13 protein-coding genes are annotated in these 18,031 nt (G+C 49.0%); 10 read left to right on the plus strand and 3 right to left on the minus strand.

Features of this window, described 5'->3' with window-relative positions:
• The first annotated feature begins 4 nt into the window (after positions 1-4).
• On the plus strand, positions 5-1,510 hold the full coding sequence (galT, locus tag PH235_RS04115) for a UDP-glucose--hexose-1-phosphate uridylyltransferase (RefSeq protein ID WP_272161148.1): 1,506 nt from the start codon (positions 5-7) through the stop codon (positions 1,508-1,510).
• Between the two features lie 27 nt (positions 1,511-1,537).
• Complete coding sequence (gene galE, locus PH235_RS04120; protein WP_272161149.1) at positions 1,538-2,548, plus strand: UDP-glucose 4-epimerase GalE; 1,011 nt, start codon at positions 1,538-1,540, stop codon at positions 2,546-2,548.
• A 440-nt stretch (positions 2,549-2,988) separates the two neighbouring features.
• Here the strand turns inward: galE and PH235_RS04125 are convergent, their stop codons facing one another.
• Positions 2,989-3,945 (minus strand): helix-turn-helix domain-containing protein, encoded by a 957-nt coding sequence (locus PH235_RS04125; protein WP_272161150.1) that lies wholly within the window; start codon positions 3,943-3,945, stop codon positions 2,989-2,991.
• Between the two features lie 117 nt (positions 3,946-4,062).
• Here PH235_RS04125 and rhaB point away from each other — a divergent pair, with 117 nt between their 5' ends.
• The 6 genes from rhaB (at position 4,063) to metF (ending at position 12,526) form a co-directional block, all read left to right on the plus strand.
• On the plus strand, positions 4,063-5,511 hold the full coding sequence (rhaB, locus tag PH235_RS04130) for a rhamnulokinase (RefSeq protein WP_272161151.1): 1,449 nt from the start codon (positions 4,063-4,065) through the stop codon (positions 5,509-5,511).
• 4 nt (positions 5,512-5,515) lie between these two features.
• Complete coding sequence (locus PH235_RS04135) at positions 5,516-6,772, plus strand: L-rhamnose isomerase (protein WP_272161152.1); 1,257 nt, start codon at positions 5,516-5,518, stop codon at positions 6,770-6,772.
• A gap of 10 nt (positions 6,773-6,782) precedes the next feature.
• Positions 6,783-7,607 (plus strand): rhamnulose-1-phosphate aldolase, encoded by an 825-nt coding sequence (gene rhaD, locus PH235_RS04140; RefSeq protein WP_218151031.1) that lies wholly within the window; start codon positions 6,783-6,785, stop codon positions 7,605-7,607.
• Positions 7,608-7,642: 35 nt separating this feature from the next.
• Complete coding sequence (locus PH235_RS04145) at positions 7,643-8,800, plus strand: iron-containing alcohol dehydrogenase (protein WP_272161153.1); 1,158 nt, start codon at positions 7,643-7,645, stop codon at positions 8,798-8,800.
• A gap of 565 nt (positions 8,801-9,365) precedes the next feature.
• On the plus strand, positions 9,366-11,648 hold the full coding sequence (metE, locus tag PH235_RS04150; RefSeq protein WP_272161154.1) for a 5-methyltetrahydropteroyltriglutamate--homocysteine S-methyltransferase: 2,283 nt from the start codon (positions 9,366-9,368) through the stop codon (positions 11,646-11,648).
• A 17-nt stretch (positions 11,649-11,665) separates the two neighbouring features.
• Positions 11,666-12,526 (plus strand): methylenetetrahydrofolate reductase [NAD(P)H], encoded by an 861-nt coding sequence (gene metF / locus PH235_RS04155; protein WP_272161155.1) that lies wholly within the window; start codon positions 11,666-11,668, stop codon positions 12,524-12,526.
• A 305-nt stretch (positions 12,527-12,831) separates the two neighbouring features.
• Here metF and PH235_RS04160 read toward each other — a convergent pair whose 3' ends face one another.
• Complete coding sequence (locus PH235_RS04160; protein WP_272161156.1) at positions 12,832-14,115, minus strand: DEAD/DEAH box helicase; 1,284 nt, start codon at positions 14,113-14,115, stop codon at positions 12,832-12,834.
• A 406-nt stretch (positions 14,116-14,521) separates the two neighbouring features.
• Entirely contained in the window at positions 14,522-15,379 is an 858-nt protein-coding gene (locus PH235_RS04165; protein ID WP_272161157.1) for a MurR/RpiR family transcriptional regulator, read from the minus strand.
• Positions 15,380-15,651: 272 nt separating this feature from the next.
• Here PH235_RS04165 and PH235_RS04170 point away from each other — a divergent pair, with 272 nt between their 5' ends.
• Positions 15,652-16,668, plus strand: a complete 1,017-nt coding sequence (locus PH235_RS04170) for a Gfo/Idh/MocA family oxidoreductase (protein WP_272161158.1) — start codon at positions 15,652-15,654, stop codon at positions 16,666-16,668.
• A 19-nt stretch (positions 16,669-16,687) separates the two neighbouring features.
• Positions 16,688-18,010, plus strand: a complete 1,323-nt coding sequence (locus PH235_RS04175; protein ID WP_272161159.1) for a PTS sugar transporter subunit IIC — start codon at positions 16,688-16,690, stop codon at positions 18,008-18,010.
• The last annotated feature ends 21 nt before the right edge of the window (positions 18,011-18,031 follow it).

Below are 18,031 nucleotides of genomic sequence, written 5' to 3' on the forward strand. Positions count from 1 at the left end.
TGGCATGACGATAAATGAGACAGCGCATGCGATCGACCAAGTTATTGTCGATTTCGTGGAAACAGGCATCGCAAACGGGGAAACGGATGCGACGGACAGGATTGTGCTGCGGAATCTGCTATTGGCGATGATCGGCAAGGAGGATTTGGATACCCAGCTGGTGCCGTCCCAAGCTTTGCTTGAGCGATTGGAGTTGCTGGATCTGTTAGTGGATTGGGCGGTCGCAAACGGTAAAATCGCGGATTACCAATATGCGAGGGAAACACTGGAGGCGCAGATCATGTCTTTGATCACGCCGATGCCTTCCGTCATCAACAAACATTTCTGGGAACTTTATGAGCAAAATCCGGAAGCGGCCACCGACTATTTCTATAAACTCAGCCAGAACAATGATTACATCAAAACCCGCAGCATTGCCAAAAACATCGCGTTTCAGCACCGGACCGATTACGGTGAACTGGAGATCACGATCAACTTGTCCAAACCCGAAAAAGATCCAAAGCAGATCGCACTGGCGAAAAACGTACCTGCTTCCGCTTATCCATCTTGCCAACTCTGCATGGAAAATGAAGGTTACGCCGGGCGCATTGACCATCCGGCACGCGCCAACCACCGCATCGTCCGCATGCCTTTGAACGGCGAGAAGTGGGGGCTGCAGTATTCGCCTTATGCTTATTATGAGGAGCACTGCATCTTTTTGGCTGAGGAGCACAAGCCGATGAAATTGGATAAGCATACTTTCGATAAGTTGCTTGGGATCATCACGCAATTCCCACACTATTTCGTCGGATCGAATGCGGATTTGCCGATTGTCGGCGGCTCGATCTTGTCGCATGATCATTATCAGGGCGGCCAGCATACCTTCGCGATGGCGGAAGCGCCGATCGAGTTGGCGTTTGAAATGAGCCGATTTTCGTCGGTTCAGGCGGGCATCGTCAAGTGGCCGATGTCCGTCATTCGACTTTCTGGAAAAGATCAAATGGAGTTGGCTGAGGCGGCAACCTTTATCCTGGATGCATGGCGGGGGTATTCGGATGAAGCGGCTGACATCCTTGCGGCAACCGATGGCACCCCGCACAATACGATCACGCCGATTGCACGCATGAAGGACGGATTTTTCGAACTGGATCTGGTGCTGCGGAACAACCGGACTTCGCAGGAATTCCCGGACGGCATTTTCCATCCGCATCCGGATGTTCAGAACATCAAAAAAGAGAACATCGGTTTGATCGAAGTGATGGGGCTGGCCATTTTGCCGCCGCGTTTGAAGGATGAATTGATGGAAATCGAGAATCATCTTAAAGGAGAATCAGTGGAGATTGTGCCTTATCATAAGGAGTGGGTCGCTGGTTTGGTGGATAAGAAGATCCGCAGCGGTGCAGATGCCGCGGATGTGGTACAGGAAGCGGTAGGCGAAGCCTTTTTACGGGTGCTTGAGGATGCCGGTGTGTTCAAACGCACCCCTGAAGGCCAGCTAGCATTCCGCCGTTTCGTCGAACAGTTGCGTTGAATTTTGGAATGAGAGTGGAGGAATCATATGTCAGTATTAGTAACAGGCGGAGCCGGATATATCGGCAGCCATACCGTAGTGGAATTATTGAAAGCAGGTCAAGAGGTGGTCATCGTCGACAACTACTCCAACAGCAACCCGGAAGTATTGAACCGGATCAAAACGATCACGGGCAAAGCACCGACTTTCTATGAAGTGGACGTGCTGGACCGCGAGGCACTGGAAGCCGTCTTCGCAAAAGAGGATATCGATTCCGTCATCCATTTTGCAGGCTATAAGGCTGTCGGCGAATCCGTTGCGAAACCGATCGAATACTACCACAACAACATCACGAGCTCTCTTGTCTTGTGCGATGTGATGCGCAACCATGGCGTGAAGAAGATAGTCTTCAGCTCTTCAGCAACAGTCTATGGCATGAAAAATGTGTCGCCGCTGACGGAGGGCCTACCGACAAGCGCAACGAACCCTTACGGCTACACAAAAGTCATGATCGAACAGATCCTCCAGGACGTGGCGTTCGCCGATTCCGAGTGGAGCATCGCTTTGCTGCGCTACTTCAACCCGATCGGAGCGCATGAATCCGGTCTGATCGGCGAAGACCCGACCGGCATCCCGAACAACCTGATGCCTTACATCACGCAAGTGGCGGTCGGCAAATTGCCGCGCCTGAGCGTGTTCGGGGACGATTATGATACACCGGACGGCACCGGCGTGCGCGATTACATCCACGTCGTCGACTTGGCGCTGGGCCACATCAAAGCTTTGGACAAGATCAAGGAAACTGATGGCGTCGGCATCTACAACCTCGGCACTGGCATCGGCTACAGCGTGTTGGATTTGGTGCACAACTTCGAGGAAGCCAATAGCGTCAAGATCCCTTATGTGATCGTCGACAGACGCCCTGGCGACGTCGGTACCTGCTACTCGGATGCGACCAAAGCGGAAGTAGAGTTAGGGTGGACAGCCCAGAAGACATTGGCGGACATGTGCCGCGACTCCTGGAACTGGCAAAATAAAAACCCGAACGGCTACGAATAAGAAAGTGAAGGACAGCCCCGATTTGTTGGGGCTGTCCTTCACTTTTTCAGTTATTTTGGGTAGATTTGGTTTGAGTGTTTGGAGTTGTCGGATAACCAGGAAGAATCCGAAAACCGGCAAACGTATGAACTTGGGGTTGTCGGATAACCAGGAAGAATCCGACAACCGGCAGGCGTGTGCACTTGGGGTTGTCGGATAACCGAGAAGAATCCGACAACCGGCAGGCGTGTGCACTTGGGGTTGTCGGATAACCGAGAAGAATCCGACAACCGGCAGGCGTGTGCACTTGGGGTTGTCGGATAATCGCGAAGAATCCGACAACCGGCAAGCGTATGAACCGGGACTTGTCGGATAACCAAGAAGAATCCGACAACCGGCAAACGTATGAATCGGGACTTGTCCGATAATCGGTAAGAATCGGACAACCGGGCAAGCATATGTTATTTTTTTCGCACTTCTGAGGGCAAACAATGGAATCTGTTTTTATAGCACGTATAGAAATAGGTCTTGTTCGAGAAGCCGACTTCGGTCAGGATCGTCTGGATCGGGATTTCGGTGGATTCGATGAGCAGGTTGGCCTTCAGCAGCCGCTTTTCGTTCAACAGTTCCGTGAATGTCTGGCCGCTGCGCTTTTTGATCATGTTGCTCAAGTAATTCTTGTTGAAGTTCAGCCGTTTGGAGGCAGCATCCAAAGTCAGCGTCGTGAACTCGGCATCGATAAGCTGAAGGGCCTCGTAAAAGGGGTCCTTTTTGCTGAACGTTTCGCTGTACTCGTGCGGCAGGGAACGCGCCAATTCGTAAAGCAGGATTGGCAAGTAGCTGCTGATGATCTTTCCGGAAAAGACCTTCGGGAAGAAATATTCGTCAGCCATATTGTTGATGATCTGCTTGATGTGCTCATTCTGTTCGTTGCGGAACAATATGAAATTCGCGGCGTTCGTGTCCAGTGGATTGTTCGTCAGCAAGATCTTGTAGAGGATGCTGTCGTTGTGGTTCATGTTCATCAGCCAGTTGATCGAGATGCTCTTGTTGTTGAAAAGGATGTTCAAAAGGAGATCGTCCTTGCCGAGCGCCTCGATGGAATGCTCGCTGCCAGTATCCATCAGCAGGATATCGCCTTCCTTCAACAGGTAAGGGACTCCGTTGATGATCTGGCGGCATTCGCCCTTCACGATGTAGTTGAGTTCGAGGAATTGGTGCGAGTGCTCCGGGTAGGCGGCGTAGCGGTTGTGTTTGCTGATGTAGATGTCCTTGTTTTCGAAAAACAGATGTTCCTTGATTTTTGGCGCCCGGGTCGCCTCCCCCTCCAGTTCCGGCAGATCGGGCACAAATTTATGCCGCTTTTTCTGTTCCTTTTCGATGACAGATTCCTGCGATAACAGCGCAATCAGATCCATCCCAACACCTCCTGTATATTTGGTACTCACAACTCATTCAGTGACATTGTAGCATAAATCCAGAAGTTGTTTAATAGTAATGTAAACAATTACAAGGCGGAGGTGTGAAACAAGTAAATGAAGTACTATACGATGATAGATATCGGAGCCTCCAGCGGGCGGATCATGCTGGCGGAAATAGATAATAAACAATTGGCGTTGCAGGAAGTGCACCGTTTCAAAAATGGCTTCAGTCGCATCGACGGATCCGACAGATGGGATATCGAAACCATTTTCGAAGAAATCCTGACTGGGCTATCCAAACTGAAGGCACTCGGCGTGACGGAATGCCATCTCGGGATCGATACGTGGGCGGTCGACTACTGCCTGATCGGAATGGACGGCCAATTGCTGCAGCTGCCGATCAGTTACCGGGACGAACGCACGAAAGATACGATGGAAAAAGTGGCGCAAGAGATCGACAAAGAGACAATCTACGCCAAAACGGGCATCCAATTCCTGAACTTCAATACTTTGTATCAACTGTATGAAGAGGACAAGGCCTTGTTGGCAAAGACCGACAAAATTTTGATGATACCGGATTATCTGGCATACCGCTTGACCGGGGAAATGGTCGGCGAAGTGACGAATGTGTCTTCTTCGCAGATGCTCAATCTCGAAACCGGGGAGTTCGATAAGGACCTGCTTGAACTTGTCGGGATCCCGAGAGAGAAGTTCCCGGAACTGGTTGTGCCAGGAACGAAAATCGGCGATGTGAAGGCTGATCTGACGGAAAGCTATGATTTGCCCAAAATCGAAGTGATCGCTGCAGCGACGCACGATACGGCATCCGCCATCGTCGGCGTGCCGGCGCTGGGCGGTAAATGGGCCTACCTCAGCAGCGGCACTTGGTCGTTGATCGGTGTCGAAAACGACGCACCGATAAATGACCGTCCCGCCTACGAAGCGAACTTCACGAATGAGTGGGGCGCTTACGGGACCTATCGTTTCCTGAAGAACATCACCGGCATGTGGTTCGTGCAGGAAATCGCGCGCAACCTGGATTACAGACATTCCTACGGGGAAATGGCGCAGATGGCTTATGCAGTCGAACCATTCCTGCAGTATGTCGATCTGAACGATCCGCGCTTCCTCAATCCGGCAAATATGATTGCGGAAATCCAATCCTATTGCCGTGAACGGGGCGAAATCGTTCCGGAAACGACCGGCGAATTGGTGATGTGCGTGTACAGCAATCTGGCCTTGGCCTACGCGCATGAACTGAAGAAAGTCGAAGCACTAACGAAGGAAACGATAGATGTGTTGCACATCGTCGGCGGCGGAGCGAATGTTAAATTGCTGAATCAGTTGACTGCCGATGTCACCGGGAAGCTGGTCGTTGCCGGACCTACCGAAGGCACCGCAATCGGAAACTTGCTTGTGCAGATGATCGCAACCGGCGAATTTGCTGACCTGGCGGAAGCCAGAAAATGGCTGAGAAGTCAGATCCATGTTGAAGAATACCCGCCAAACCCGATCGCAGACCGGGAGCACCTAAAAAAATACGAAGAAAAGATTGGAGTATAGACAAATGACAAAACCTATTGAAGAAGCATACGCTTTAGCGAAACAAAAATACGCCGCCATCGGTGTGGATACGGATGCAGTACTTGAAAAATTAAGCCAAATCAAGGTTTCCTTGCAATGCTGGCAAGGGGACGACGTATTGGGATTCATGTTCCCTGATCAAGCCTTGACTGGTGGGATTTCTGTCAGCGGCAACTACCCAGGCAAAGCAACGACGCCAGCGCAATTGCGTGCCGATTTGGATAAAGCCTTAAGCCTGATCCCTGGTAATCATAAAGTTAATCTGCATGCCATCTACGTGGATACGGACGAAAAAATCGACTTGGATCAGATCGAACCGAAGCACTACGAAAAATGGGTAGAATGGGCAAAAGAAAAAGGCCTTGGACTGGATTTCAACCCTACTTGCTTCTCCCATCCAAAATCGACAGACGGCACATTGTCCAGCAATGACCCTGAAACACAAGCGTTCTGGATCGAACACGTGAAACGCAGCCGCAAAGTGGCCGCTTACTTCGGCGAAGAACTGAACCAAACTTGCGTGAACAACATCTGGATCCCGGATGGCTACAAAGACAACCCAATCGACAAAATGTCGCCGCGTGTACGCCTGCGCGATGCGTTGGATCAATGTTTGGAAGAAAAATTCGATGATGCGCATATGCTGGACGCAGTCGAAGGCAAACTCTTCGGCATCGGTGCAGAAAGCTTCACGACCGGTTCCAATGATTTCTACCTGTCCTACGCTTTGACAAGGGATATCCTGTGGACAATCGATGCGGGACATTTCCACCCAACCGAGGATGTATCCGATAAATTCACGGCCTTTCTGCCGTTCGGTAAAGGTTTGATGCTGCACGTGAGCCGTCCGATCCGTTGGGATTCCGATCACGTGGTCATCTTGGATGAAGCGACTACCCGCATCGGCGAAACATTGGTGCGCAACGACTTGTTGGACAAAACTTTCATCGGCATGGACTTCTTCGATGCAACGATCAACCGTGTCGCAGCCATGGTCATTGGCGCGCGCAGCACGTTGAAATCATTGTTGTTGGGTATGTTGAGCCCAATCGAAACATTGAAGGATGCCGAAAGCACAGGCGACTTCACAACCCGTTTGGCTGTTACGGAAGAAATGAAATCTTATCCATTCGGGGCTGTCTGGGAATTCTATTGCCAACAACAAAATGTACCAGCTGGTACGGAATGGCTGACTGAAGTAAAAGACTACGAACAAAAAATTCTTACGGAACGCAAATAAGGGGGAAATCATAAAAATGAAAAACATTTTAGAAGCACCATTCATCAAAGAAGTCATGCTGTTGACGGACGTCATGTACAAATTCGGCTGGCACGAAAGAAACAGCGGCAACTTGTCCTACTTGCTGAAAGAAGAGGAAATTACGGAATATCTGAATCTGAACGAAGTGAAACGCAACATTCCGATCGCTTTCGACGGCAAAGCATTGGCTGGGAAATATTTCCTGGTCACAGGAACAGGGAAATTCTTCAAAAACGTCATCCATGATCCGGCTGATGTCTTGGGTATCCTGAAAGTAACTGCGGAAGGCAACAGCGTGGATCTGTTATGGGGCTATGAAAATGGAGCGGCTCCTACAAGCGAATTGCCTGCTCACTTGATGTCGCACATTTCGCGCTTGTCGGTCGATCCTGAAAACCGTGTCGTTTACCACTGCCACGCCACCAACCTGTTGGCAATGTCCTTCTCTTGCGAGTTGGATGAAAGAAGCTTCACGCGTATCCTTTGGAAAATGTGTACCGAGTCATTGGTCGTGTTCCCAGAAGGTGTGGGCATCTTGCCTTGGCTGATGCCTGGAACGAACGAAATCGGCGAAGCGACTGCTGAAAAAATGAAGGAATACCGTCTGATCGTATGGCCGCACCACGGTTTGTACGCAGCCGGAAAAGATTTGGAAGAGTGTTTCGGTTTGGTCGAAACGGCTGAAAAATCAGCGACTGTCTACACACTTGTTCAATCGCAAGGCGGCATCAGACAGGAAATCACTGACGAACAACTGAGCAATCTTGGCAAACGTTTCTCGGTAACCCCAAGAGCGGGCTACTTGAACATCTAATCCATCTGATTTTTAACAAAAGGAGATAATGGAAAATGGCAACTTTTTATGTACCAGCAATAAACCTTATCGGAAAAGGCTGCATCAAGGAATTGGGCAGCAATGTGAAGGAACTTGGCTACAAGAAAGCTTTGTTCGTAACGGATAACTTTTTGGCCAAAAGCGAAATGATCGACGTTGTTTTGGCAGAGTTGGACAATGCGGAAATCGACTATGTGGTCTATGCGGATGTCGATCCGAACCCGACCTGCAAAAACGTAAACGAAGGCGTGGCGATGGCCCAGGCTGAAAACTGCGACTTCATCATTTCCTTCGGCGGCGGCTCTCCTCAGGATGCAGCGAGCGCCATCAGCATCATCCTGACGAACGGCGGCAAACCGCAGGATTACGAAGGCTTGCACAAATCCGCTAAAGCCGGCTTGCCGGTTGTGGCGATCAATACGACTGCCGGAACATCTGCTGAAATCACGATCAACTATGTCATCACTGATGAAGACCGCAAAGTGAAGATGGTTATGGTCGACAAAAACAGCTTGGCGAAAATTTCCGTAAACGATCCTGAATTGATGTTGACGATGCCGAAATCATTGACTGCAGCGACCGGAATGGATGCTTTGACGCATGCGATCGAATCGATGGTAACGCCTGGCGCTTACGCTGTAACGGAAGTTTTGGCTTCCGGAGCGATCGAACTGATCCGCGAATACTTGCCGAAAGCTGTCGAAAACGGCACGGATCTCGATGCGCGCGACAAAATGGTCAATGCCATCTTCTTGGGCGGAATGGCCTTCAACAATGCCGGCCTTGGCTATGTGCATTCGATGGCTCACCAATTGGGTGCCGTCTACCACTTGCCGCACGGCGTTTGCTGCGCGATGTTATTGCCGATTGTGGAAGCTGAAAATGCCAAATTTGCACCTGAACGTTTCCGCAAAGTAGCGAAAGCTTTAGGCTTGGCAGTGACAGCTGACGTATCCGATCAAGCCTGCGCGGATTACACGGTCGAAGAAATCAAACGCTTGTCCAAAGTCGTCGGTATTCCAACCTCATTGAATGAGCTGGGCATCAAGGAAGAGGAATTCGATTACGATTACCTGTCCAAAAATGCCATGATCGATGCCTGCGCACCAGGAAACCCATTCACGCCGACATTAGAAGAAACGATTGCGATGTACAAAAAGTTGTTCCAATAATCCACACCTGAGCTAAAATTACTAAGTTTTCAAAGAAATGCAGATAATCCGAATTTGTCCAAAACAAGATTGTCGACAATAAAGAAGAGCCGCCTCGATTTTTGAGGTGGCTCTTCTTTGTTGGTTTGCCAAAAGCCGACTATAGAACTGAGTGTCGGCTGTTCAGAGTGCCATGAAGGTCGTATAGCCGACAGAATAGCGGACTCTCGGCTTTTTGTGAGATGAAACGTTCAAAACAGCCGACAGAAGTCGGATCTCTCGGCTGTCTGCGACGAGAAATGTTCGAAACAGCCGACAGAAGTTTGATCTCTCGACAGTTCGCGATGTGGAATGCTCAAAACAGCCGACGAAACCCGGTCCAACTCCAGTCAACTAGGATCAGGCCGCACGATGTTATAGCGAAGAGCTATAACTGCATATATTTATTAAGTGTTATCCTATATCCGGATTCCGTGGCATACTGAAACCACCTTCTGATGAATGATGATCAGCAAACAGTACAACACTTAAAAGCATGATTGATAGTTTTGCAGCAGGAACCAAAAAATGAAATGGAGGAATCAAAATGAACAGTTCAGTAATCGGTTTTCCAAGGGTCGGTAAATTGCGCGAATTAAAGTTCGCATCCGAAAAATATTTCAAGCAGGAAATTTCAACAGAAGAGTTGGAGCAAGTCGCAAAGGGTTTGCGGGAGATGCACTGGAATCTGCAGCAGGCTGCCGGCATTAGCCACATCCCTTCGAATGATTTTTCATATTACGATAACGTGCTGGATCTGACGGTCCTGTTGAACGCGTTGCCTGAAAACTACAGACAGCTCGGTTTGAGCGAGCGCGACACTTATTTTGCGGCTGCGCGCGGATACCAGGGCGTAGCGGGCGACGCCAAAGCCTTGGCGATGAAGAAATGGTTCAACACCAACTATCATTATTTGGTTCCAGAACTGTCCGACAATACCGAAATTAAATTGGTGGGCGATAAGCCTTTTGTCGAGTACGAAGAAGCCAAAGCAATCGGTGTGCTGACGAAACCGGTCCTCATCGGCGGATTCACTTTCCTGAAGCTGGCCAAATACAAAGGCTCGAAAACAATAAATGATTTTGCCGACCAAGTGGCAGATGCCTATATCGCAATCCTCGATCGGTTCAACGAACAGGGTGTGGAGTGGGTGCAGTTCGATGAACCGAGCCTGGTCACCGATCTGACGCAAGAAGATGTAGCGCTGTTCACGGCCCTTTACGAAAAAGTCTTGGCGCATAAGGGTAACGTAAAAGTATTGCTGCAAACATACTTCGGCGATATCAGGGACAGCTATGAAGAAGTGGTCGGGCTCGATTTCGACGGCATCGGCCTTGATTTCATCGAAGGCAAACAGACTGTGGAACTTTTGGAAAGATATGGCTTTCCGGCTGATAAAACATTGTTTGCCGGTGTCCTGAATGGGAAAAACATCTGGAAGAGCGACTACAAAAAGGTCATCACGTTGGTCAATGGGTTGAAGAAATACAGCAACGACATCGTCATCAGCACTTCCTGTTCGTTGCTGCATGTTCCCTACACGCTGGAAAACGAAACGAGCTTGCCGGAAGAAGTTTCCCAGTATTTCGCTTTCGCGAAGGAAAGGCTGCAGGAAATCAAAGAGCTGACGGAGTTGATCGGCACATCCGGATCCGGATATGAAGAGCAGGCAGCTTATCTTGCGAATCAAAAAGTCTTTTCAGCGGACCGGGTCTACGAAGACAAGCACGTGCAAGCATCCGTAGCGAGCTTGACGGAAAGAGATTTTGTCAGAAACGTTCCGAGACAAAAACGGAGAGCGATCCAAAAAGAGAAACTGCAACTGGGTCTGTTGCCGACAACGACGATCGGTTCCTTCCCGCAGACGAGGGAAGTCAAGCAGAACCGCAGCAAGTACCGCAAAGGCGCGATCTCAAAAGCCGAATACGATGAAAACATCAAAGGCTTCATCAAAGAATGCATCGATCTGCAGGAGGAACTGGGGCTGGATGTGCTGGTCCACGGCGAATCCGAGCGCAACGACATGGTTGAATTCTTCGGCGAAAACCTGGCTGGATACGTGTTTACCGAAAAAGCTTGGGTACAGTCCTACGGAACAAGATGCGTCAAGCCGCCGATCATTTTCGGGGACATCCGACGCGAAAACCCGATCACCGTGTTCTATTCGGAATATGCGCAGAGTCTTTCCGACAAACCGGTCAAAGGGATGCTCACTGGTCCGGTGACAATCTTGAATTGGTCGTTCCCGCGTGAGGACATTTCGCTGAGGGAGATGGCTTTCCAGATCGGTCTGGCGATCCGCGAAGAGGTTCTCGATTTGGAGGAAGCGGGCATCAAAATCATCCAGATCGATGAAGCGGCTCTGAAGGAGAAGTTGCCGATCCGCAGAGAAGAATGGGCGAGCGAGTACCTTGATTGGGCGATTCCGGCATTCCGCCTTTGCCACAGCGGCGTGCGGCCGGAGACACAGGTACATACGCATATGTGCTACAGCGAATTCGAGGAAATCGTAAAGGATATCGATAACATGGATGCGGACGTCATTTCTTTTGAAGCCTCCCGTTCCAAACTGACGATCATCGATGCCTTGAAGGCGAACCAGTTCGAAACGGAAGTCGGACCGGGTGTTTACGACATCCACTCGCCGCGCGTGCCGAGTGTCGAAGAGATGGTAGCGGTATTGAAGAACGCGCTGACGAAGATAGACGAGGAAAATCTATGGATCAATCCGGACTGCGGACTGAAAACAAGAGGTATCAAGGAAACAAGAGAAAGCCTGGCCAATCTTGTGGCGGCGGCGAAAATCATCAAAGACGCAGTTTTGGTCTAAAAAAGAGGTGAAGGCTGATGAAAATCGAATCCAAATTCCAAAAGAAAAAACCGGTGCTTTCCTTCGAAATTTTTCCACCGAAGCGCGATAAAGCGATCCAGAACATCGATGAAACGCTTGCGATCCTGAGTGAACTGAATCCTGATTTCATCAGCGTCACTTTTGGTGCCGGTGGAAGCCACACGGACAATCAGACTGTTGAATTGGCCAAACGCATCAAGCAACAGTACGGGATCGATCCGCTGGTGCATCTTACTTGCTTGAATTCTTCGAAATTCGAAATCTGCGAATTGCTGGAGGAACTGAAAGAGGCCGAAATCGATAGCATTCTTGCCTTGCGCGGGGATAAAAATCCGGCCGTGGAAGAAAAGCAGGACTTCCGCTACGCCAGCGATCTGGTCAAATTCATCCGGCAGTACGGTGATTTTTCCATCAGTGGCGCCTGTTATCCGGAATGCCACACGGAATCGAAGAACAAAATCGAGGATATCGCCTATCTGAAAGAGAAGGTGGACAGTGGGGTGCAGCATCTGATTTCCCAACTCTTTTTCGACAACAATGCCTTCTATTCCTTCCAGGAACACATCCAGATTGCAGGTATGCACGTTCCGGTCGAGGCGGGCATCATGCCGGTCATCAATAAAGCCCAGATCGAAAGGATGGTGACGCTCTGCGGAGCCTCCTTGCCGGAAAAGTTTTCCAGAGTGATGCACAAATACGAAGACAACAAAGAGGCACTTTTCGATGCCGGCATGGCCTACGCGATCAATCAGATTGTCGATCTGCTGGCGCATGATGTGGATGGCATCCACATCTACACGATGAACAATCCGATCGTCGCAAAAAGGATCTGCGACGGAATCAAGAATCTGATTTGAACGTGAACTTCGTTTCGGCGTCGCTTACCGGAGGAGGTGGTTTCCTCCGGTGAGTGCCCTTCTCAACGGAGTTGAGGTCCCCGGTAATAGCTGTTCTCCTGCGAGCGAATGTTTGCCGGAGCTAAGTGCGGGGACGGAGGCTGATCTCCGTCGAACGAGGGCTTGACGGAGGTGAGCGTTTTGCGCACGTGCCAGCTCCTGCGAAGCCTCCGTTCCCCGGAGCAAAACGTTTCATCCCGCCGCATTCATCAGTTTTGTCATAAAAAGAGAGCTCCCGCCATTTCCGGCGGGAGCTCTCTTGTCTGTCATTTGCTTTGCGTGTTTTGTTTAGTTTGGAAACGCGGTCTTTGTGCGGCTTTTTGGCCGCCTCTTGGACCTTGCTGGTTTTTGACACGAGTTCCGTTATTGCGCGCGGCAACCGGTTTTTTCGGCTGTGGTGCAGCTGCCTTAGTGCCTTCTTTCAACAGGAAAGGTTGATCTGTTACGACCGGAACTTTTCTCTTGATAAGTTTTTCGATGTCTCGCAACAACGATGCTTCGGTTTCATCACAGAATGAGATAGCTTTTCCGCCGCGTCCTGCGCGTCCCGTCCGTCCGATACGGTGAACATAGGTTTCCGGAACTTCAGGCAGATCAAACAAGATGACATGCGAAAGCTCAGGCACATCGATACCACGGGCTGCGATATCTGTCGCTACAAGAACGCTGGTTTTTTTGGTCTTGAAGTTTTCCAAAGCACGCTGACGCGCAGTCTGGGATTTATTGCCGTGGATCGCTTCAGCTGAAAGTCCAGCCTGCAAAAGCTTTTTGACGATCTTGTTGGCGCCGTGCTTCGTTCTTGAGAAGACAAGCGAGCGTTCCACTGTATCTTCCTTCAACAGGTGGATAAGCAAGTCAGTTTTGTCGGTCTTGGCTACAGGATAAACGCTTTGGTGGATGATTTCCACAGTCGAGGAAACCGGAGTGACTTCCACTTTCACCGGATTTGACAAAATGGTCCCCGCAAGTTTTTCGATCTCAGTCGGCATAGTCGCTGAAAAGAACATGCTTTGACGTTTCTTAGGCAATTCGCGGATGATGCGGCGTACATCATGGAGCATCCCCATATCCAACATCATATCGGCTTCATCCAGGACAAAGAAATCTACTTGGTTCAGTTTGATGTATCCTTGTCCGATAAGGTCTAACAGTCTGCCTGGCGTCGCCACAAGGATATCTGTTCCGCGTTTCAGCGCGGTTGTCTGAGGATTCTGGGAAACACCGCCAAAAATGACTTGGATCTTCAATGGAAGGTATTTTGCGTAAATTTGGAAGCTTTCCCCGATTTGCAGGGCAAGTTCGCGGGTCGGCGCAAGGATCAGGGCTTTGATGGCGCCTTTTTCAGCGGTTTCTTGTTCTGTCAGATTCTGCAGAATCGGCAGGGCAAAGGCAGCGGTCTTACCGGTACCGGTTTGGGCGCAACCCAACAAATCCTTGTTGTTCATCAGATGCGGAATGGCATCTTCTTGGATGGGCGTCGCTTTCGTGTAGCCTGCCTCTTTCAGTGCGCGCAGCAGGTTTTGACTCAATTCTAGTTCTTTAAATAACAAATGGTTCTCCTTCAGCATGTTCTACATGCATTTGATTTTAGTGGGTATGTTTCGGGTCAGGCCAGTTTGGGAAAGAGAGCCGGACTCTCATTTTGCCAAATGCCTCTCCACGAAACGTTATATAGGTACTCTGAGCAACAGCGTGACTGGCCTACTATATCACAAATGGAAGCAAAAGTCATAGAATTCCGTTTTCTAAGGAAATAAATAGGTTGCAAAGGAAGCGGGGGAGGAGATGAGGAATCCAAAATAACCCGCCAAAAGCATTTTGGCGGGCTGGAATACAGAATATTCGTCATAATTCCCCGCCAAATGCTCTTTGGAAGGTAATTCTGGGGTAATTGCGACTCGAAAAACCCGCCAACGCTCGTTTGGCCGCGTAAATTTTGCTAGTTTGACAGGAGTCCTATAGCAGTTCCCATTTCTTCGCCGCTTCTGTTTTGCGTTTGAGGCTGTTGAGGTTTTTTGTGTATTCGCGTGCGTAGAGGATCGAAAACAACGTATTCAGTATATATTCAAAGGATATCTGAGAAGAGAAGGTGCCGACTTTGAAGAAGTCGAACTCATCATAAGGCACCTCGATCACTAGGTCGCACAGCTTGCTCGTTGGTTGCTCCGTATTTGCCGTCAGCAGGATGCAGGGGATCTTGATGGAATTCAGATATTTTATGATTTTTCTGTGGGTTGCTGAATTACCACCGTAACTGATGAACATAGCACAATCAGCTTTGCTCATGCTCATGGCATTCCAGGCCGCTTCGCCGTACTCATCGGCAATGACCAAATGCTTGTTGATCTTGATGAGTTTGTTCTGGTAGCTGCGGGCACGGATCTGGGAATCGCCCGTTCCGAAAAGAAAAATCTTATCCGCCTTTTGCAGCAGATCAGTCGCTTTGTTCAGTTTGTCCTTTTCCAGTTTCACCAAGGTTTTTCTGATCGTTTCGATCGTCAGGTCGGCCATTTTTTTTGCGATATCCATCGAACCGTCCATCGGCAGGAACGGGAAGTTGGGATCGACGTTTGTCGGCGTATGTTTGCTGCTTTGAATTTCATGGATCAGCGCCACTTTGAAGCTGCGATAGCCTGAAAAACCCAATTTCTGGCTTAGCCGGATGATCGCTGAATGGGAAGTGAAGGTGTTTTCTGCAAGTTGCTGGATCACCATATCTGGCACATCATCCAAGTTTGTCAAAATGTAACCAGCGATTCTTTGCTCGGTGTCCGTAAAACTTTCTTTCAATTTCAATTTTTTCAACAAACTCATCCTGTTCCCTCCATATATAACGTATCCAGCAATGATTCGATCCACTTAACCGATCCGGTATTTCCTTCAATATAAGCAATAAACCCCGAAAAGGCAACTGCCAACAGCAAATTACAAAGGATATTCCTGTGGGTGCTGAACATTATGTTCAATGTTTTACAAGCAAAGCGGTCTTGCGTTGAACAGCAGGTCCTATCTGGTTTAAAAGCGTTTTCTCAGGGGCTGGTATTCCCTATAATGAGGCCATGCAAGAGAAATGGAGGAATTATTTTATGTTAACAATCGCTTATATCGGCGGCGGGAAAAGTGCCCACCGTTATCACATGCCCTTCTCATTGAAAAACGAAAACATCCGCGTCAAGACAATCTTTTCTCCGGTGCAAAACGATGCCTGGGAAAAAGTGCCAGGAGTTCTTTACACAGACAACATTGAAGACATCTGGAGCGATGATGAAGTCCAATTGGTAGTGGTGTCCACGCCATCAGACTTCCATTATCAATACGGCAAAATGGCCCTGGAAAAAGGCAAGCACGCGCTGGTTGAAAAACCGTTCACGAACACTTCCGCAGAAGCCAGAGAATTGTTTGCTTTGGCGAAAGAAAAAAATCTCTTTATCCAGTGCTACCAAAACCGCAGATTCGACTCTGACTTTTTGACGGTCCAGAAAGTTATCGAGAGCGGCGTTCTGGGGGATATCCTGGAAGTCGAAATGCACTACGACTACTTCAGACCGGAAATTCCGGAGTCCATCACAAGCTTCTCTAAGATCAACAGCTACCTGTATGGGCATGGCTGCCATACAATCGATCAGGTCTTGTCCTACTTCGGAAATCCGGAAAGCATCACGTATGATGTCAGACAGCTTTTGGGCAAAGGCCGCTTCAACGATTACTTCGATTTGGACTTCTTCTATGATACGAAGAAAATTTCCGTCAAATCCAGCTATTTTCGCCTGAAAGAACGTCCAAGTTTTATCGTCACCGGGAAAAAGGGCTCATTCGTCAAGCAGACCAAGGATCGTCAAGAGGAGCACTTGAAAGTATTCCATATGCCTTCGAATGCTGATTTCGGGATCGATTTGCCGGAACATTACGGCATCCTCACTTATATGGATGATGCGGGCCGTTACCACGAAGAAAAAGTCGTTTCCGAAGTTGGAGATTACGGAAGAATTTATGCCGGTGTTTATGAGTCAATCGTCAATGGAAAAGAAAAAATCGTCAAAGACGAAGAGACCATCCGCCAGATTGAAATTCTCGAAGAAGGCATCAGCACCATTAAGGAATAATTAACAGGAGGTATTAAAAATGGAGAACTTATTAAATGTCCTTGAGGAAAAATTGACTCCGATAGCCGTGAAACTGGAACAAAACCGCTATTTGAGCGCTGTAAAGAACAGCTTTATGTCAGCGATGCCGCTTTTGATCATCGGGTCTTTCTTTATCCTATTAGCTTACTTGCCGATTAACGCTTATACCGAATTCATGCTGAACACGTTCGGAGCCGATTGGCAACGGATGTTCACAATCCCCAACAACATTTCCATGAGCATGATGACCATTTACGTTGTAGTCGGGATAGGTAATGAATTAGCTAAATCGTACAGATTGGACAGTATGGCCGGCATCTTTGCGGCAATGGCATCCTTTTTCGTAGTCACACCGATGCACGCTTTTGCAGAGGAAGGCTTAGGAATCGGGATTCCATTAGGGAACTTGGGAGCTGCCGGATTATTTGTCGGCATCCTTGTTGCAATCATTGCAGTCGAAATCATGCGATTTACCGACAAAATGGGTTGGAAAATCAAAATGCCCGATTCGGTCCCACAAAACGTATCGAAGTCCTTCTCATCCTTGATTCCGGTTGCTTTGGTCATCATTTTCTTCAACTTCGTGCGCATCGGCTTTGAGCAGACCAGCTACGGCGACGTACAGACGTTCATTTTTAACAACTTGCAGACACCATTGACTGCATTGGGCAGCACCTTGCCGGCGACCATCGTCGTGCTCATTATTGAAGGTGTCCTTTGGTCATTCGGGCTCCACGGTGCGAACATCGTCGGCAGCGTGATGCAACCGATCTGGTTGACGCTGACTGCCGAAAATGCTGCAGCTGTTGCTACAGGACAGGTCATCCCGAATATCGTAAACTATCAATTCTACAGCAATTTCGTCAAAGTCGGCGGATCGGGTGCCACATTCGGTCTCTGTTTGTTGCTCTTGTTCGCAGCCAAATCGAAGCAATTCAGAGCCTTGGGTAAATTGTCGATCGGACCGGAAATCTTCACGATCAATGAATCGATCATTTTCGGTATGCCGATCGTCCTGAATCCGATTATGATCGTGCCATTCCTTTTGACACCGCTCGTCTTGAGTATCGTTGCTTATTTCTCCATGAGTACCGGACTCGTCCCTCTAACAAACGGGGTGAACATTCCCTGGACCACTCCACCGGTCATTTCAGGCTTCCTGGTTTCGGGTTGGAGAGGCGCAGTGCTGAACATCGTGCAGATCGCTCTTTCGGCTGCCATCTACTTCCCATTCTTCAAAATAGCGGACAATTTGGCTGTCAAACAGGAACTGGAAAACGAAGAACAGGCGCAGCATGAGATGGAAGCTGTCGAAGCATAGAAATTCAATAGAAATTTATTG

The organism is Trichococcus sp. K1Tr (assembly GCF_028309625.1).
In the GTDB taxonomy this organism is placed as follows: Bacteria; Bacillota; Bacilli; order Lactobacillales; family Aerococcaceae; genus Trichococcus.